The 19,235-nt window shown below is 40.2% G+C and carries 16 protein-coding genes; 9 read left to right on the top strand and 7 right to left on the bottom strand.

The window, feature by feature from the left end; all coding sequences use genetic code 11:
- Positions 1–70: 70 nt before the first annotated feature.
- From HRT55_RS02225 to HRT55_RS02210, 4 genes are all read left to right on the top strand, one after another.
- Positions 71–733 carry a TorF family putative porin gene (locus HRT55_RS02225; protein WP_291618480.1) on the top strand — a complete coding sequence of 221 codons (663 nt, stop codon included), beginning with the start codon at positions 71–73 and terminating at the stop codon, positions 731–733.
- A gap of 251 nt (positions 734–984) precedes the next feature.
- Positions 985–2,211 (top strand): HD-GYP domain-containing protein, encoded by a 1,227-nt coding sequence (locus tag HRT55_RS02220; protein WP_291618478.1) that lies wholly within the window; start codon positions 985–987, stop codon positions 2,209–2,211.
- Between the two features lie 284 nt (positions 2,212–2,495).
- Positions 2,496–4,127: a sodium:solute symporter family protein gene (locus tag HRT55_RS02215; protein WP_291618476.1), complete on the top strand. Its 1,632-nt coding sequence runs from the start codon at positions 2,496–2,498 to the stop codon at positions 4,125–4,127.
- Between the two features lie 68 nt (positions 4,128–4,195).
- Complete coding sequence (locus HRT55_RS02210) at positions 4,196–4,315, top strand: putative transporter small subunit (protein ID WP_291618475.1); 120 nt, start codon at positions 4,196–4,198, stop codon at positions 4,313–4,315.
- 187 nt (positions 4,316–4,502) lie between these two features.
- On the opposite strand, the gene HRT55_RS02205 is transcribed toward HRT55_RS02210, so the two are convergent.
- Complete coding sequence (locus HRT55_RS02205) at positions 4,503–5,396, bottom strand: LysR family transcriptional regulator (protein ID WP_291618472.1); 894 nt, start codon at positions 5,394–5,396, stop codon at positions 4,503–4,505.
- Positions 5,397–5,508: 112 nt separating this feature from the next.
- Between HRT55_RS02205 and HRT55_RS02200 the strand changes: the two genes are divergently transcribed.
- Positions 5,509–6,369 carry a DMT family transporter gene (locus HRT55_RS02200; RefSeq protein ID WP_291618470.1) on the top strand — a complete coding sequence of 287 codons (861 nt, stop codon included), beginning with the start codon at positions 5,509–5,511 and terminating at the stop codon, positions 6,367–6,369.
- Between the two features lie 210 nt (positions 6,370–6,579).
- Here HRT55_RS02200 and HRT55_RS02195 read toward each other — a convergent pair whose 3' ends face one another.
- The gene (locus HRT55_RS02195) at positions 6,580–7,917 is read right to left on the bottom strand and encodes a DEAD/DEAH box helicase (RefSeq protein WP_291618468.1); all 1,338 of its coding nucleotides are present in this window, start codon (positions 7,915–7,917) and stop codon (positions 6,580–6,582) included.
- A gap of 219 nt (positions 7,918–8,136) precedes the next feature.
- On the opposite strand from HRT55_RS02195, the gene HRT55_RS02190 reads away from it, so the two are divergent.
- Positions 8,137–8,538, top strand: coding sequence for a heme-binding protein (locus tag HRT55_RS02190; protein WP_291618467.1), 402 nt, complete (start codon positions 8,137–8,139; stop codon positions 8,536–8,538).
- A gap of 347 nt (positions 8,539–8,885) precedes the next feature.
- On the opposite strand, the gene HRT55_RS02185 is transcribed toward HRT55_RS02190, so the two are convergent.
- From HRT55_RS02185 to HRT55_RS02170, 4 genes are all read right to left on the bottom strand, one after another.
- Positions 8,886–9,896: an aldose epimerase family protein gene (locus HRT55_RS02185; protein ID WP_291618465.1), complete on the bottom strand. Its 1,011-nt coding sequence runs from the start codon at positions 9,894–9,896 to the stop codon at positions 8,886–8,888.
- Positions 9,897–10,070: 174 nt separating this feature from the next.
- Positions 10,071–11,645 (bottom strand): sodium/sugar symporter, encoded by a 1,575-nt coding sequence (locus HRT55_RS02180; RefSeq protein ID WP_291618463.1) that lies wholly within the window; start codon positions 11,643–11,645, stop codon positions 10,071–10,073.
- 91 nt (positions 11,646–11,736) lie between these two features.
- Positions 11,737–12,948 (bottom strand): galactokinase, encoded by a 1,212-nt coding sequence (gene galK, locus HRT55_RS02175; RefSeq protein ID WP_291618461.1) that lies wholly within the window; start codon positions 12,946–12,948, stop codon positions 11,737–11,739.
- Positions 12,948–13,991: a UDP-glucose--hexose-1-phosphate uridylyltransferase gene (locus HRT55_RS02170; RefSeq protein ID WP_291618459.1), complete on the bottom strand. Its 1,044-nt coding sequence runs from the start codon at positions 13,989–13,991 to the stop codon at positions 12,948–12,950. Before HRT55_RS02170 ends, galK begins: the two co-directional genes overlap by 1 nt.
- 163 nt (positions 13,992–14,154) lie before the next feature.
- Here HRT55_RS02170 and HRT55_RS02165 point away from each other — a divergent pair, with 163 nt between their 5' ends.
- The 3 genes from HRT55_RS02165 (at position 14,155) to HRT55_RS02155 (ending at position 18,552) form a co-directional block, all read left to right on the top strand.
- Positions 14,155–15,162, top strand: a complete 1,008-nt coding sequence (locus tag HRT55_RS02165) for a LacI family DNA-binding transcriptional regulator (protein WP_291618457.1) — start codon at positions 14,155–14,157, stop codon at positions 15,160–15,162.
- 423 nt (positions 15,163–15,585) lie between these two features.
- A complete protein-coding gene (locus HRT55_RS02160) occupies positions 15,586–16,890 on the top strand; it encodes an inosine/guanosine kinase (protein ID WP_291618455.1) in 1,305 nt (434 codons plus the stop codon).
- A 249-nt stretch (positions 16,891–17,139) separates the two neighbouring features.
- Complete coding sequence (locus HRT55_RS02155) at positions 17,140–18,552, top strand: sodium:alanine symporter family protein (protein WP_291618453.1); 1,413 nt, start codon at positions 17,140–17,142, stop codon at positions 18,550–18,552.
- Between the two features lie 287 nt (positions 18,553–18,839).
- On the opposite strand, the gene HRT55_RS02150 is transcribed toward HRT55_RS02155, so the two are convergent.
- Positions 18,840–19,211 carry an RNA-binding S4 domain-containing protein gene (locus tag HRT55_RS02150; RefSeq protein ID WP_291618451.1) on the bottom strand — a complete coding sequence of 124 codons (372 nt, stop codon included), beginning with the start codon at positions 19,209–19,211 and terminating at the stop codon, positions 18,840–18,842.
- Positions 19,212–19,235 lie beyond the last annotated feature (24 nt).

Here is a 19,235-nt window from a genome sequence, read left to right as displayed (position 1 = left end):
TAAAATAACCCTATGATTTAATTTACTTAAAATACTCAAGTACAACGATTTATGCTTCAGGAGATAAAATATGAAGAAATCTTTATTAGCAATATGTTTTAGCTGTTCAATGTTAACTACATTTTTATTTAGTAGTAACCTTTATGCGGTTGAGGGACTATCTGCCAATGTAGCCGTAACCAATAACTACCTTTGGCGAGGTCTAGAGCAAACCAATGGTAAGTCAGCTATATCTGGCGGTATAGATTATGCTTCAGACTCCGGTTTCTATGCCGGCACTTGGGTCTCTAATGCCGACTGGGCTCCAGAGATGAGCTATGAACTGGACTTCTATGGCGGTTTTGCTGGAGAAATAAATGGCTTGGGTTATGACCTTGGGGTAATTTATTATGCTTACCCTGACAGTAGAGATGACGTAGATTTCAGCGAAATTAGCGCCAGCATATCTTATGGCGTTTTTTCGTTAAGTTATGCGGTACTCGCTGAGGCAGAAGGTGCTGATTTTGCCGATGATTCCTATATAGCAGGTGATGTAAGTTTTGAGCTGGCATCCGAGATTGGCCTGACCTTACACATTGGCACAGGCACTGATGAATTTTACGCGGGTGAAAGTTTTATCGATTATAGTGCCAGTTTAAGTAAGTCTGGCTTTACCTTTGGCGTTAGTAAAACCGACTTATCTGATGATGATATGAGAGTATTCATCTCCTATGGCATTGATATCGATTTATAAGCCATCGCCATAAAATTTTCACCATAAAGAGTTCAGCTATATTTTGACTAAGCTCACCATGATAAATTTATGTAGGGTCGGATATCAACAATGCCGCCCCTTTTCACTTTATTTACTGTTTTTACTGACGCTATTTTAAGAAAAAAACGCAAGTAAAGTTCTCTTATACTGCTTGCTACTTTTCGTTTAGCTTAGCTATAACTTTAATGATTAAACTACTGATGTGAGCCACTTCTTATGAGCAAAACCTTATGAGCAACAATGAAGAGTCCTCTAACCAGAAAATAACCGTTAATCAGCTTGAGCCTGGCATGTATGTTTTATCTGTTCGCATCAAAGGTAAATCAGTCAACGTAAAATCTGAAGGCTATATAAGCTCTAAAGAAAATATCAAAAAGCTGATTAAGGCGGGTATTACTCACTTAACCGTAGACCCCAGCAGGCAAAAAAAAGTAGAAAAAATAGATAAAATCCTGCCCGAAATTAAGGATAAAATAACGCCAACCAAAGCTAAAAAATCCACTAATGGGATTTCATTAGATCAAGAGATGACCAAGGCCAGTAAACTCTATGATGATGCCAAAAGTTTACAGCATAAAATTCTTAACAGCCTTACCGAACACAAAACCATTAATGTATTAGAAGCTAAAGAGTCTACTGATGCCATTGTCGACTCCATATTTCGAAATCAAGATGCCTTAGCTTGCATGACCCGCTTACGTATTAAAGATGAATACTTAGTAGAACATTCGCTCAATGTTTCCATCTTAATGACTTTATTTGCTAAACATTTAGCCTTTGACCGTGAAATTATTGAAAAACTGGCTCTAGGAGCGTTTTTGCATGATATCGGTAAGGTCTTAGTACCGCCAGAAATATTACACAAACCAGGAAAACTCACACCTCAAGAGTATGAAGTGATGAAAAGCCATGTTGACTTAGGTTTAGAGGTGCTAAAAGAAAATCCAGACTTACCAGAACTCGTAATAGAAATAGTACAACAACATCATGAGCGACTCGATGGTAAAGGCTATCCTAAACAACTAACTAAACAACAAATTAGCCAAGTAGGACGTATGATAGCCATTGTTGATAGTTATGATGCTATGACGGCAGATCGCGTTTATAAAGTCGGTATGCATCCAATCAAAGCCTTTAAAATTTTAATGAAAGATGCACCTGATAGTTATGATAATACCTTGGTTGAACAATTTGTAAATTGCCTTGGCATCTACCCAATAGGAACATTAGTAAAACTAACCAGTGGCAAGCTTGGCCTGATAAGTCGTTTAAATAAAAACCAGCCATTACTACCATTTGTCCGCGTTTTTTATAACACTCGACTTAATCAAGCCATTGCCATGGAGGAGCTAGACCTTAGCCAAACTAAGCATAAAGATCAGATTGATTGCTGTATTAAACCTGGTGAGTTTAATATTAATTTACTGCGTTTCTTCAAAGCGGCTTTTCATAATTGAGAAATACTTTGGCTATAACTGCCAACCATACCGGCAAAAGTTTCAACAAAGTGAACATAAACAAGACCCTCTACTGACTCCCTTTGGCAAGCCCTTTGATTACCTGCCCTCTTGGTTATTATCCGGCAGTTCATACCCAAATAATGTATAATGCGCGCCTGCGTGTCTTGCTATTGTTAATTGCGATCAATCAGAGCCAATTAAAAGGATGCCATTGCTCTTTTCTCGAGCATTTCAATTCTCGCCGTAACTGAACCTCCACAATTATAACCCCAAGGAAACCTATGCCAGATCAGGTATTTTATCAATTTTCAATCAGTACTACGCTTATGCTTTTAGTGGGCTTTTACGGCCTTACTTTTTTGTTCTCAACCCTAGCGTCAAAAAAATCTGACAGTGTCGATGGCTTCATGGTTTCCAATGGCGCGGTAGGATTTGGCATAGCGGCTGCGAGTATGACGGCAACCTGGATTTGGGCGGCGTCTTTTTACGGCGCGGCAAGCTCAGGCTATAAGTATGGCTTATCCGGTGCAATGCATTACGGCTTTTGGGGGGCCTTAATGATATTGTTTATTTACCCTTACGGTCAACGCTTTCGTGAACTAGCCCCAAGAGCTCGCACCTTAGCAGAAGTCATGCACGCAAGACACGGTTCATCAAGTCAGCTTATTTTAGCGGTTTCAAACTTAGTTGGCAGCGTTATCAGCCTAATGGTTAACTTCACCGCGGCGGGCGCTTTAGTGTCTGTACTCACGCCACTGTCTTTCCAAACCGGCGTATTAATCGCCGGTGTTGGCGTTTTATCTTATACCTTATGGTCAGGCTTTAGAGCATCTATCCTCACCGACTTCGCCCAAGTTGTCGCCATGATGCTCGTCGCTATTGTGCTAATCCCATGGATTTATTTCAACATGGGCGGCTCAGAGGCACTATCACAAGGCTTCAATATAATCACCGCCGAACAGGCAAACTTTTTCTCCACTAAAGCTATTTTAGAACAAGGTGCGCCATTCTTTGTCGCCGTGCTTGCTTACGGTATTGGTAATCAAACTATTGCTCAACGAATTTTTGCCGTACGCCAAGACCTCATTAAATCTTCATTCATTACCGCTACGCTAGGTTATGGCTCTATCGTCATAGGTTTGGGTATGCTTGGTATGATGGCACTGTTTATGGGCATGACACCCCATGATGGCGATCTGAACAACCTCATTCCACAAGTCGCATCAACCTACCTACCGCCTTTTGCTATCGGCATGTTGTTTATCTTAGTTATTGGTTCATTGTCCTCAACGGCCGACTCAGATCTCTCTGCCCTTTCAGCCATTGTTATGACTGACATCTATGCAAAGAATTTAGCCAAAGGTAAAATTGATAATAAGAAGATGCTACTACTGGGCCGTATAACTATGGTTATCGCCACAGCTCTAGGGTTAATCCTCGCCAGTTTTTCACTCGACATTCTGGTCATGCTCGTCTTTGTCGGTGCATTATGGGGTGCGCTGGTTTTCCCTGTTATCGCCAGCTGTTATTGGGATAGAGTCACTAATCGCGCTTTTTTAAGTGCTGTACTGGGTGGTTTAACACTATTTTGTTTGGTGCGTTTTGAATTGATGCCACTGCTAGGAATTTGGGCTGCTAGCATGGAAGTCATTGCAGCGGTTGGTGGTGGCACAGTTATTGGCTTAATGTGTTATGGTTTTTCCAATCGTAAAGTGGCGCTTATCATTGGTACAATAGTCGGTGTAATATGTGTTTACTATTTCCAAAACTTTTTACGTGACTACACTGTATTACTCGGCTCCCTGATCGCCTACGGCGCAAGTACTATGATTTGTACTGCGATTAGCTTAACTAATAAAGAACGCTTTGACTTTGCGCTGATCCACGAACGCATTCAACATTTTGATAAATAACATTGAAAATTATAGCTAAAATTTAAGCTAAAACTAAAACTAGAATTAACAACGAGGAAGACAACATTATGTTATCTCTATATATTTTGATATGGCCAGTAATTTCAGCAGTAGTGCTGTTCATCATAGTCAGAGCTTTTATTAAAGACATGGCTGAGGCCAAGCGCGAAGATCGTAGTATTGTTTAATTAAGAGCGTTTAAACTCTGACTTCTTAACAAAACGCCCTAAACAGGAATATCTAAATAAAAAATCCGATGTTTGCTCAACATTGGATTTTTTATGTATTAACTTCTAATTATTTTGCTAATTCTTACGTTAATAAATACGCTGATAATCACTCACTCTCAGCCTTCAAAAGTCACAATTTAATTATTTACTCAAAACATTGCTGCTTCAACCAACGACCCAACTTAACAATATCGGTTTGTTTGGCACGTGACTTTTTATAGACAAAATAGAAATTATCGCCGGTATGCACTTCATGCAAAGGAATACGCACAAAGTTTTGTTGTCGGTCTTGATCAGACATCAAATAATGATTCATCAAGGTAATGCCTTGGTCATAACGTGCCGCTTCCGCAGCAAGTAACATATGGCTAAAATGATTCATTGTCACTGACTTTGGTAATTCATAGCCGCCATGTCGACACCATTGACGCCAATCTTCACCAAGCTCAGCTTCTGGAAATAAATTTTGCACTGACAATAGTGGATATTGCCACATGGCTTCAGGCAAAGGTTTATCTTTTATTTTCTGCCATATTTTGTTGCCGCAGACCGGATACAAACGCTCTGCATATAAAAACTCTACGACAAAGTTATTTTTTGGCGGAGCAACGGTAATAAAGCAATCTGCGACTTGATCGCTGCATTTAGGCTCATCAGCCATCATATTGAGCGATAGTTCAATTTCAGGATACTGTTGGCGTAAATCGTCTAAGCGAGGAATAAGCCACTTAACCGCAACCGAGCTATACAAAGCCAAACGTATTTTACCTGACTGCCCTTCCCTAATTAGCTGACTAGCATTAGCCACATTACTTAATGAATGGCTGATCTCTTCAAAATACCGTTCACCAACCTCACTTAAGACAAACGAGCGACCGTGGCGACTAAACATCGGCTCACCGAGATATTCTTCTAATAACTTAACTTGGTGGCTTACCGCACTTTGCGTGACATTAAGTTGATCTGCGGCTTTTGAAAAGCTGTTAAGTCGAGCTACCGCCTCAAAACACTGTAACGCACGTAATGGTGGTAATTTCATTATTAACTCAGCTAATAGTAAATGTATTTTAATCATTATACATAATACATAGCTTTGCCATATGATCTGCTTCGTTAATCGTTATTTGTTATTTAGAAAGAGGAGCATCACAATGCCAAAATTATCTGTCGGAACCGCTATGACCTTATTAGTAATAGGTAACTTAATTGCTGTATTTTCTGATGCGTTGATCAAAACCTTATCGCAAGATGTTGCTGTTTATCAATTTGTCTTATTTCGTCAAATAAGCGCCGTTGCCATCTTATTACCGCTTTGCTTTTTTGCCACTAAAGCACCACTATTACCCGGTTTAAAATGGCATATTCTGCGTGGTCATATTTGGTTACTTGGTGCTATTTTTATGGTATTTGCTATCAGTGCTATGCCATTAGCAACCGCAAACGCTATTTTTTATGCCGCGCCTTTATTAATGTTGCCATTCGCTTTGATTATTTTCAAAGAGCAACTGTCAAATCAGGCGATAACTGTCGCTATTTTAGGTTTCATTGGCGTATTAGTAGTGATCAGACCAACTTACATTGATTGGGCAGCAATAGCGGCATTTATTGTTGCGATCACCATGGCAATTAATAACTTATTAATTAGAAAGCTACCCAAAAAGCAAAATGTATTTCAAACATTAATGATGACAAATATAGTGGGTATTCCAGTAGCATTCTCACTGGCGGTTTGGGAAGGAAAACCTTGGGACTTTGCCCCTATGCTCACGGCAGCGGGATCAAGTAGCTTTATTTTAATTTATGCAGGTATTTGTATTATTGCTTACCGCTCAGGTCAAGTCAGTAAAATTGCCAGCGCTGAATACAGTGGTTTGTTATGTGCTGTCGCAGTAGGTGTTATTTGGTTTGATGAAGTGCCCGATTTAACCATGTTAGTCGGTACCATCCTTATCATTGCACCACTAATCTGGTTAGCAAAAGTAGAAGCGCGTAATAAAGGTATCGCAGCATAAAAGTATTAGCAAAGATGTAGAAGCTAAAGTGTTCAACCTAAGGCTTGGTATCAAAGAGCTCGTGTCTAAGGTGATATGTTGAAGGATAGTATTGAAGGCATGGTATCAAAAGTTACCGCCCACTAAGTGCCATAAAAAAAACGGTTTTGAAGTTAATAATGATTAGCTTCAAAACCGTTTAAATCGCGCAATTAATCAATCTAATAGGCATTATTCAGGTTTAGTATATCCCGCCCAAATATCGGCATTTACTGACTTTTTCTTTTTACGTTTTTTCTTGCCAGAGCCTTCAGGTGCTGCCACTGGTTTCATTGCTTCTAAAAGTTCGGCAGTGATCTCTTCATCGACTTCAAAACCCTCTACTTGTTCACGTTCAAGGCGAATTTTGTTCTTCTTCTCGATGACTTTGAAATGATGATAATCTTCGTAATCGATAAGCGATATTGCTAAGCCCACTTCACCAGCACGACCACTTCGACCAATACGATGCATGTAGTCTGATGGACTTCTCGGTAAGTTAAAATTGATTACCACAGGTAGTTTTTCAATGTCTAAACCACGAGCAGCAATATCCGTGGCAATCAACACCTCAATCTCGCCAGCTTTAAAGCCTTCAAGCACACGAGTACGTTCGCCCTGGCCTTTATCACCATGAAACACTTCTGCAGTGATATCACGTTTAGCGAGTTTTTCAGCTAAATGCTCACAATGATTTCGAGCATTAACAAAAACAAGTATTTGTCGCCATTTATGTTGCTTTATTAAGTGCTCTAACAGCGCTGTTTTTTCGCCTTTATTAACGGTAAAAACGCGCTGTACTAAGGTGCTGCTGTCAGCACTTTGTAATTGTATTTCAACAGGATTGTTAAGCAATTCTTGAGTTAATGTCTGGACTTGCTCAGGAAATGTCGCGGAAAATAATAAGGTTTGCTTCTTCTTTGGCAATAACGCCAACAACGCAGCTAGCTCTTCAGTAAAGCCTAGGCTTAACATACGGTCAGCTTCATCAAGCACTAGGGTTTGCACTCTATCGAGCTTAATGGCATTACTTGAAATTAAATCGAGTAATCGACCCGGCGTCGCTACTAAAATATCGGTGCCGCCACGTAATGCCAGCATTTGTGTATTAACTGAAACACCACCAAAAACAGCGACAGTTTTAATCGCGCCGTTAAAGTGCACCGCATAAGATTTAATGCTATCGGCAACTTGCTTGGCTAACTCACGAGTAGGTACTAAAATCAGACCCGCAACATAGTTCCCCTTACTGCTATGAGTGCCTTTACTCGCTGATGATTTTACTGCGCCTGGTTGCTTAGAAAGCTGCTGCAACAGTGGTAAGGCAAAAGTAGCAGTTTTACCTGAGCCGGTATTTGCCCCGCCAATTAAATCACGTCCCGCTAATACACTTGGAATAGCCTGCGCTTGAATGGGCGTTGGCTGCTGATATTCCAGCTCAGTTAATCGAGCTAATAAGGGTGAAATCAGGCCCAGCTCAGCAAAAGTGTTGGCAGGCGTTGTGGAAGAGGTCGTTAATTCAGAGGTCATTGACGTAAAGGGCTCAAAGATAAAATAATAGCTCCTATTTTAGCGTATTTATGTTCCCCTCAGTTAGTGAAATCGATAAAACATGTCCGAGCAGTGATCAAACTACGCCGTAATGTTATTTACCGCTTAATATTGCTGTACCTTTAGCAAAAGAATATATAAATCCCTCACACAAGTGAATACAATATACACATTGTGTTTTTACTACTGACACAAAAAATGAATACTTTGACACTTGAGCAAACCGAACACGTTATAAATAGGGCAATAAAGAAGGCTGAGCTGCTTAACATCATGGTTAACATCGCGATTGTTGATAGTGCGGGTTATTTAATTAACTTTAAACGTATGGATGGCGCACTGCTCGGGGCAATAGATATCGCAATTAAAAAAGCAAAAACGTCGGCTTTATTTGCTAAGCCTTGCCATTTACTGGGAGAAAAATCACAACCCGGTGGCGCCCTATATCAAATAGAGCAGTCAAATAACGGCTTAATCACCTTTGCTGGTGGCCTGCCAATTAACAATGCTCACGGTGAAGTAATTGCCGCTGTTGGTGTTTCAGGATCAACCATTGAAAATGATCTTGCCGTAGCGCAAGTATCAATAGCTGAAGTCTGAAGTACCTAGGATACTTACCATTAGCTAACAAAAATAATATTGCCGCACTCATCCCTCTTATAAAAGTGGAGCATGCTGTTAAAGTTAAGCCTGCTGCTGAACAGCTAATGAAGTAAGAAATAACGAATTAAAAAACAGGTACTCATTTATGAGTAATGCTTTCTATATTCAATGGCTTAGTAAACCTATAACGAAAAAAGGCCGATACTTAGGGTATCAGCCTTTTAATATTCTATTTAAACTTAATAGTGCCCATGGGAGACTTGTCTTCCCTAGATCTAAGTCACCAGCAGTCCCCATCATTTAAGAACAATAACTTATATCTGAATTAGCAACCAAGTATTCAGCTAATTTATCGACTCAAATTTATAAATTATTTTTCGCTGATATTGTTGGTTTGGCTTTAAGATATTACTGGGAAAGTGCTTGTTGTTATCCGCATCGGTATAATTCTGTGCTTCTAGGCACAGGCCTTGGTAGGCGCTGAACTGACCAGTTAAATAATAGCCCGTATAAAGCTGTATTGCCGCTTGGTTGGTATAAACAGACAAGCTAACTTGGTGTTCTAGCGAAGTAAGAATTGCTTTCGGCTGCTCGTCAGGGCTATTATCCAAAATAAAGCAGTGGTCAAAACCATTTTTTTCTTGCAGCGATTTATCTTCAGTATGCTGCTGCCGATAGCCGATAGAAACCGGCTCTCTAAAATTATAATCGGTCTCTGCTACTGATAGGATTTTACCTGTGGGTATATTAGCCGCGTCAGTTTCAAGAATTGCCGATGACATCATTTGTAAATAGAGTGATTGGCAGTCTTTTTCACCCAAATTAAAATAAGCATGGTTGGTCAAATTAACAGGTGTAGCTAAGTCAGTATTGGCCGAATACTCTACAGTCAGTTTGTTGTCAGCACTTAATTGATAAGTAACAGATAGCTCAAGGTTTCCTGGAAAACCTTGGTCTCCATTTGGGGAAAATAGAGATAAAGTAACCGAGCTGCTAGTGAGTGTTCGCTTACATACTTGCCAATAACGTAAAGAGAAATTATCCGGCCCGCCGTGTAAACAGTTTTCACCATCATTTAAGGCTAACTGATATTGACGACCAGCAAGTTCAAACTTGCCGCCAGCAATACGATTGCAAACTCTGCCGCAGGTCGCACCTAAATAAAACTCATCATCTATATACTCTTGCGGTGTTGCATAACCCAATATCATTTCTGTTGGTACACCGTTTACAGGAAATTTAATTGACTTAATTCGAGCACCAAAATTAATGATTTCAACTGACATGCCATAGTCATTGGTGAGTATGATTGATTGCAACTCTGTTGATTCCAGCTCGGTAACCAATTGAACCATTAAATTACCCCCTTAAAATTTTGTTGAAACATTTCAAACCGTAAAGGTCTATTGATAACTAGTACTTGCATGTTTATCTCCATTAAAAATAGCAAGGGTCAATTGCTTATTAATTGTATTAGCAATGTCTGGCAATTGACCTTTATTTACTTCCTGCTTAAAGAACTACTTTTCTTACCACCAAGTTGCGTATAAAGCGGTAAGGATAAGTACCATACCAACAGCAGCGACATTAAATGACTTAGCCGTTGCAAAGCTCACTTGCTCTAAACTAACACTGCTATCCGTAGTATTTGCTTTACCCGCCATAGAGACAAAGTAACAAAGCGCTAAACACAGTAAAAATACTAAGCCAACACGGTCCATAAATGGCAATTCAGGCCAAGCAAACTTAAGCACTAGCGAAAAGACCGCTGAACCCAAGGCTGCTGATAATGCGCCCATTGAAGTAGCGCGTTTCCAGAACATACCCATAACAAATATCACCACAATACCAGGAGTAAAGAAGCCGGTAAATTCTTGGATATATTGGAACGCTTGGTCAAACTTACCCAATAGTGGCTGAGCAACAAGTAAAGCTATACACAGTGAAACTAACGCAGCAATACGGCCAATATGTACATAGTGACGTTGGCTTTCGTTCGGCTTAAACTGGCTATAAATATCCATGGTAAAGATGGTCGAAATACTATTAGTCATTGAGGCCAATGAAGATACGATAGCCGCGACTAAAGCTGCAAAGACTAAACCTTTAATGCCAACAGGCAACATTGCCATCATTGACGGATAAGCTTGATCTGGTGTGGTTAGTGTAGGATAAAGTACCACTGCGGCAATACCTGGCAATACCACAATAACTGGCATTAACAATTTAAGATAAGCAGCAAAAGCGATACCTTTTTGTGCTTCTTTAAGATCTTTAGCCGCTAAAGCGCGCTGAATAATATACTGGTTAAAGCCCCAATAACTAAAATTCATTACCCACATACCACCAAGTAATACCGAGATGCCAGGCAGGCTCATATAATGTTCATTTTCCGGACTTAAGATCATGTCAAAATGATCAGGCATTTGTTCAGTAAGAATACCAAAACCGGCTAAAACACCTTGGCCATCTGAAACGGCATCTAAAGCTAAATAGCTGAGCAATAGGCCGCCAAACACTAATAACACTACTTGTAATATGTCGGTAAAAGCAACGGCTTTTAAGCCACCATATAAAGAGTAAGCCACTGAGAAAACGGCTAAAAATATCATGCCGAACATCCAATCGACGCCAGCAACCGTTTCAATGGCCATACCACCTAGCCATAACACTGCAGTTAAGTTAACAAAGGTATAAACCGCCAGCCAAAATATAGCCATGGTGGTTTTTACTTTGTTATCAAAGCGTTGCTCAAGGTATTGTGGCATAGTGAATATTTTATTTTCCAAGAAAATAGGCAACATATATTTACCCACTAATACTAAGGTAATCGCGGCCATCCACTCATAAGAGGCTATGGCTAAACCAATGGCGTAACCCGAGCCAGACATACCAATAATTTGCTCGGCAGAAATATTGGCAGCAATTAATGAAGCTCCAATTGCCCACCAAGGTAATGATTTACTGGCTAAAAAGTAATCTTCGGTATTTGCACCTTCTTTTTTCTCACTACGAGAAATCCACAAGGCTAGACACAGCAACCCTATAACATAGACAATAAAAATTGTGCTATCTATGGTCCCCAATTTATTTGTAAATTCCATCGCTTGTTCACCTTATTGTTATAATTATTTTTTTGAGTTCATTGTTCATTTAAGCCAGCTACTTTCTTAAGCCAATGATTACTGCTGCAAGTTATCTAAACGCACCTTGTGAGGCACTGCAGTGATATATGCTTGGACTCAAGCCAAATGCTTGCTGATATTTACTATTGATAACACCCGTTACCTTAGCCACTAAATGATTAGGCACTAAAGCGACCACACAGCCGCCAAAGCCGCCACCGGTCATTCGAACACCGCCATCACTACCTAATACACTGCCTATCATGTCGACTAAGCCATCCATTTCCTTGGTAGTAACTTCAAAGTCATCACGCAAAGAAATATGAGACTCTTTCATCGCCAAACTAATTGCCGCCATATCATTGCTTTTCAATGCTTTCAGAGTGTTAAGTGCTCGTTCATTCTCACTAATCACATGTCGAGCACGCTTAAATAATACTGGCTCAAGTTGCTCTTTGGCAGCATTAAGCTGCGCCATGGTCACTTCCCGTAAAGCCGATTTACCAAAATGATTAGCCACTTGCTCACATTGTCGACGTCTTAAGTTGTATTCACTATCAACCAAGCCACGCTTTACATTAGAATTAACAATAAACAGTGTTAAATCATCGGGAATCGCCGCGTCTTCAAAGGACAAATCTTTGCAATCTAGCAGCATGGCATGACCTTGCTGTCCCATGGCAGAGATAAGTTGATCCATAATGCCGCAGTTACAACCAACAAAATCATTCTCTGCTTGCTGGCCAATGAGCGCGGCATTGATGCCATTTAAGTCTAAGTGGTAAAGCTGGGTAAAGGCTTTTAAGATGGCAATCTCAAAACTGGCAGAAGAGCTTAAACCAGCGCCTTGGGGAACATTGCCGGTAACCACTAAATTAGCTCCTTTAATATCAGGGTGCGTTTTCATTAACGCTTGTAACGTACCTCTAACATAATTGCTCCACATCATCTGTTTATCAAAGCTAATATCATCAAGGCTAAACTCATTGATTTGTTGGTCACAATCATGGGCATACACTTTTACTATCTTGTCTTCACGCCTCGATGCAGCAATAGTCGTACCGAAATTAATCGCCGCCGGCAGGACAAAACCGTCATTGTAATCGGTATGGTCACCAATTAAATTAACTCGACCTGGCGCATGGCAAACTAGCTCAACAGCGCTTTGAAATTGCGCTACAAATAATTTCTCGACCAATAATTGCTGGGTAAACGCTTGTTGCTCATGCTCTGGTAATTCCAAAAAATTATCAGCCACATGTTTAGGCACATTTTCTAGCATTAACTTTGCTCCTTATAATGAACATCAGACAAATCACGTAGTCTTTGTGCAGCTTGCTCAGCGGTAAGGTCACGCTGTGCTTCTGCCATCATTTCATAACCAACCATAAATTTACGCACAGTGGCAGACCTTAACAGTGGCGGAAAAAAGCTAGCATGCAAAGTCCATTCATCATGTTGTTGATTATCAAAAGGTGCGCCGTGCCAGCCCATTGAATAAGGGAAAGAACAATTAAATAAATTGTCATACTTGATGGTAATTTTCTTGAGAATATCCGCGAGAGATAACTTTTGCTTTTCATTAAGCTCAGTAATACGCGACACAATAAAGCGTGGTAACACTAAAGTTTCAAATGGCCAAGCAGCCCAATACGGCACCACAACTAACCAGTCATCATTTATTACCACAATACGTTCTTTATTTTCGACCTCTCTAACAACATAGTCTTGCAATAAATTACTGCCATGTTGCTGAAAATAAGCCTGCTGCGCCTTTTGCTTTTTCATTACCAAGGTCGGTATTTGCTGTTGCGCCCAAACTTGCCCATGGGGATGTGGATTTGAGCAGCCCATAACACTGCCTTTATTTTCAAAGACTTGCACCGAGGTATAGTTTCTGCCTAATTCATCACATTGACTTTGCCAAGTATTTACCACGCAAGCAATTTCATTAACCGATAGCTCAGGTATGGTTTTACTATGATCCGCTGAAAAACAGATAACACGACTTTCGCCTTGCTCTGTTGCCATTTTAAATAATGGGTCATCACTGCTCACTATTGGCGTGTCTTGCTTTATCGCAGCAAAATCATTAGTAAAAACAAAAGTATCTTTATAGTGACCGTTTACTTCACCGTTTATGCGGGTATTGCCAGCACATAAAAAACAGTCTTTTTCATAGGCAGACTTTTGTTGCTCATCAACTTGCTCTAGCTGTCCCTGCCAAGGCCTTTTTGCTCGGTGAGGAGAAACCAATACCCATTCATCAATAAGTGGGTTATACCTTCTGTGAGGATGTTCGGTCGGATCAAATTCGAGAGTCATAATATTTTTACGGTGAATTATTTAAACTAAAAAACCAAGGGTAAACGTTTACCCTTTTTTGTGCAAGAACTTACTCTACTAAAGCTAATCTTGATGGCTGACCCTTGATTAGTGTATATTCACTGAGTATTTAACTAAATCCTATAATGTAAACATTTACCCTATGGCAACAATAAAAGACGTAGCACGTCTCGCTGGTGTTTCAGTGGCATCCGTTTCTCGCGTATTAAACAATGGCCCTAAAGTCAGTAAAAAAACTATCGAAAATGTAACTAGGGTCATGAAAGACTTAAACTACAGCCCTAATGCCAATGCGCGTGCTTTAGTTACGCAAAAGAGCACAACCTTAGGTGTCGTTATTCCCGCGCTAATCGACCCGTTCTTCGCTTCATTAGCTCACGGTGTTGAACAAGTAGCCCGCCAAAACAATAGGCAATTATTATTAAGTACCGGGTTGGTAAGTGCCGAAACAGAAATGCAAGCCATCAATTTATTGATTGAAAGACGATGTGATGTGATGGTGGTTCATAGCAAGAAACTATCGGACGACGTCTTAATTGAATTGGCTAATAAAGTCCCCGGCTTAGTACTTATTGACCGCTATATTGAAGAAATAGCACAGCGCTGTATTTGGTTAGATAATCTCGAGGGCGGTAAAATAGCCGCACGTCACCTACTGGCATTAAATCATCAAAGCTTTGCCTGTATTTCCAGTAAACATCAAATAGACGACCCACTACTCCGCCTACAAGGCTTTCAAAACGAGTTAGCATTAGCTGGGGCCGATATTGAAGAGAACCTCATTGAATATGGCGAACCGACCCTGCAAGGTGGTGAAATAGCGACTCAAAAACTACTGGCCTCAGGCAAGGTTTTTTCTGCCTTGTTTGTTTATAACGATGCCATGGCAATAGGAGCAATTTCTACCCTAGAAGACAATGGTTATAAAGTACCATCAGATATTTCAGTACTCGGCTTTGATGATGTCTTGCTTTCAAGCTATTCAAGACCAAAATTAACTACGCTCAACTATCCTATTGAAGAAATGGCCATGCAAGCCGCCAACATAGGCCTTGAGTTAATAGCCAAACAAGTTGCAGCGAATAATTCAACTAACTATAAATACATTCCTAGGCTTGTTAAACGAGAGTCGACCAGTTTTAAATCATAACCGTCTTATATAAGACGTAAATATAGCTGCAAATATAGCCGTATAATTTCGCTTTCACTTAGCAAATTGTCTATCAAAATACTGAGTGCCAAGCGGGTGAATGCCAACCGGCTAAATTCCAACTAAAATATATCTTCGCTACCCCATAAAGCATATTAAGGTGGCCTTGGCTGAGTGTACCTTGACTAAAAAGCCATCATTCTGTGAAGATGCTTAACATACAAAAGTAGTCAGCCAATAAATATCCGCTTGAAACTTAAGCATTACACGCCAGATTTAAGCCAACCTGTTCCATAGTTATGCTTAAAACTTCGCCTTGTTGGCCTAGCTGAGCGGTAATATCGAAATTTAGCTGTTTTTATTGGTAGTTGGTTAGCTTGTTAAGTTATAATTTCCCTTCCCGAACTCATGAATACTATCGCAATGAAATTTCCTGGCCGTCGTCAACATAAACATTATTTTCCAGTTGAGAATAAGACCCCACTCACCAATAAAGTTAGTTCTGAGCCTAAATTAGCGCGCAGTTATATTGTGGGCATTGATCAAATCCTTGTTGATATTGAAGCCAAAGTTGATGATGAGTTCTTAACTGAGTTTTCCCTTAAGCGCGGTATGTCACAGGTAATTCCCGATGAAGTTACGCATCGTTTATACCAACGTTTAAAAAACGAACAATTGATCAACTATGAGTTTGCTGGCGGTACCATAGGTAATACTATGCATAATTACTCTGTGCTGGCCGATGACAGATCGGTGTTATTAGGGGTGATGTCAGAAAACATTCAAGTGGGCGACTACGCATATCGCTTTGTCAGCAATACTTCTTCTCGGGTAGATTTAAATTTTTTACAACCGGTAGATGGCCCAATAGGCCGTTGTTTTACCTTAATTGATGATACCGGTGAAAGAACCTTCGCTATTAATGCCGGCTTAATAAATAAGCTAAAACCTGAATCGATTGATGAATCCTTAATTAGTAATGCCGCTGCGTTAGTTATTAGTTCGTATTTAATGCGTACTGAAGAAGGCGATAGCATGACACAAGCTACCCTTAAAGCAGTAGAATGTGCCAATAAGGCCGGTGTGCCGGTAGTTTTAACACTTGGCACCAAATTTATTATTGAAAAAGAACCTGAGTTTTGGCAAAAATTTGTCAAAGACCATGTCAATATTCTTGCTATGAATGAAGATGAAGCTCAGGCCATAACAGGTATTGACGATCCATTAAAAGCAGCTGATGCTTGTTTGGACTGGGTTGATTTAGTTATTTGTACAGCCGGTCCAGAAGGTTTATTTATGGCCGGCTATGTCGATGACGAGCATAAACGAGTCACTGAATACCCACTACTGCCAGGCGGTATAGCCGATTTTAATCGCTATGAGTTTTCACGACCTATGTTATTAAAAGATTGTGAAAATCCGGTGAAAATATATACCCATACTGCGCCATATATGGGTGGACCAGATAATATTAAAAATACCAATGGTGCTGGCGATGCGGCCCTTGCCGCTGTATTACATGATTTGAGCGCAAATGTTTATCATAAAATGAATGTTCAAGGTTCCAGTAAACATTCACAGCCAGCAATGACCTATTCATCGTTATCACAAATCAGCAAATATGCTAACCGCGTAAGCTTTGAAGTATTGGTGCAACACTCACCTCGGTTATCACGCGGCTTACCTGAACGTGAAGATAGCCTAGAACATGCATACTGGGCGTTATAGCCGAATATTTTTACCCTTTAGTAAGGGCTTTGACAGCTAGCTTAGCAAAGCCCTTCCCTCAAATGACTAGTATTAGCTGATATAAATAGTAACGACAAAGTGTTACTACACTAACTAGGCATAATAGCGTAAAGTTGCGAAATATTTGGCTCTGACTCAGCGGTATTACCTGCAACATTCGTTATACCAAGCAAAGCCCTGAGCTATTATTAATTCACGCCAATTATTCACCTGAAATATGAGCAGTCTATGTTAGAAACACTTATCAATTTAATTAATTCTCTTTTATGGGATACGGTACTTATCTACGGATTAGTCGGTGCAGGTATCTTTTTCACTTTACGTTTAGGCTTTATTCAAATATCTCACCTTGGTCATGCAATGAGCCTGATGAAAATCAGTCGTCATGGCGCTAAAGACGGCTTATCTTCATTCCAAGTATTTTGTACCAGTATGGCTGCCCGTGTTGGCGCAGGTAATATGGCGGGTGTTGCCGTCGCATTAACCACAGGTGGCCCCGGTGCCATTTTTTGGATGTGGCTTATTGCCTTCTTAGGCATGTCAACATCAATGATTGAATCAACCCTTGCTCAAGTCTATAAAGTAAAAGATGAAGAAGGACAATTTCGTGGTGGCCCCTCTTATTACATGCATAAAGGCTTGGGACAAAAGTGGATGGGCATGTTATTCGCCGTACTGCTAATTATTGCCTTTGGCCTAGTATTTAATGCCGTACAAGCCAATACCATTACCGGCGCTATGAGTGCAGTGTTTGACTTTGATGCCACTGTGGTTGGCATTGTCATCTCGATAGCCAGTGGTTTAGTTATCATGGGTGGCATCAAGAAAGTTGCTAAAGTGTCTGAGATTTTAGTGCCTATTATGGCCTTGGCGTATTTGCTTGTTGCCCTTGTTGTCGTCTTGATGAATATTGAAAAATTACCCGGTGTATTTAGCTTAATCATTAAAAGTGCCTTTGGTTGGCAAGAAGCTGCTAGCGGCGCTGTTGCTTTTGCGATTGCACAAGCAATGAAAGCAGGCATAGCCCGTGGTTTATTCTCTAACGAAGCCGGCATGGGTAGCGCTGCAAATATAGCAGCAAGTGCGACACCTAATCCAAATCATCCTGCTTCACAGGGTTTCATCCAAATGTTTGGTGTTTTTGTCGACACCTTAGTCATTTGTACCGCTACGGCCGCGATAATACTGCTAGCCGGTGATACCGGTAGTAATGCCGACGGCATTGCTATCACCATTGCCGCCTTAGACTTTCACGTTGGTGCTTGGGGTGGTGCATTCATCGCTGGCTCAATAATCCTGTTTTGCTTCACTTCCATTATTGCCAATTACAGTTATGCGGAAACGAACATCTTGTTCCTATCCAACAATAAAGCCACCTTTTTACCGCTGTTTCGCTTGTGTGTAGTGGCAATGGTAATGTTTGGCGCTGTAGCAAAAATAGATGTTGTTTGGGCGCTTGCGGATGCTTCTATGGGGCTTATGGCATTAGTAAACCTCATTGCGCTGTTACTGCTATCAAATATTGCCATAAAGGTAATTAAGCATTACAAAGCGCAGCGTAAGGCTGGTATTGAACCGAACTTTGTTGCCGCTGACTTTCCAGAATTAAAAGGTAAGACTGAGCCAGGTATCTGGAAGTAACTCGTTAGCGCTAGTCACTGATGACAGTGCCGAATAACCGTACCTAATAAAAATACCTATATTACAGCAGCTAAAATCAAAGCTACTCTCACCTAACGGTAAGGGTAGCTTTTACTGTTAGGTTTTCGGTGTTCAATAAAGAGAAATGCAGTTATAAGAGAACGGAAAAAAATAAGGTCATAGTAAACGGGGAATTGAACTTTCCCCCAATTAAAAAACCGCGATTAACTTTAAATTACTGTAAAACTTAACGAATAAAAAAACGAATAATTAAAGTGAAATAGACTTTATTTCGAGCGTTCGATTGATGGTTCAGTAACCTTTTTTGATGAAAGATCCCGCGCTTTACTTTTAGCTTTGTTGTAAGCTATTTTTTTCTTTTTTGAATTTTTACTGACTGAAACTACTGTACTAATAAACTCTGCTGATTTTTTGCTGGGATTATAAGCGACCTCAATAATTTGACCGTTATATTCGATAATATCGCCGTGGCGAATTTTTTTACGCTTTTGAACTGCAACTTCATTATTGACTAAAACTTTACCTTCACTGATCATGGTTTTAGCTTCGCCGTCACCGCCAACCATTTTGGCAATTTTGATTAATTTACAAAGTTCTATCGGTTCAACACAAATGTCGATAATTGAGTGTTCAGACATGAAATACGCCTAATAATTTTAAAT

The organism is Colwellia sp. (assembly GCF_013214175.1).
Classification (GTDB): domain Bacteria; phylum Pseudomonadota; class Gammaproteobacteria; order Enterobacterales; family Alteromonadaceae; genus Colwellia.
Note: the sequence above shows the minus strand (reverse complement) of the source record. Positions and strands in the feature narration are given on the sequence as shown.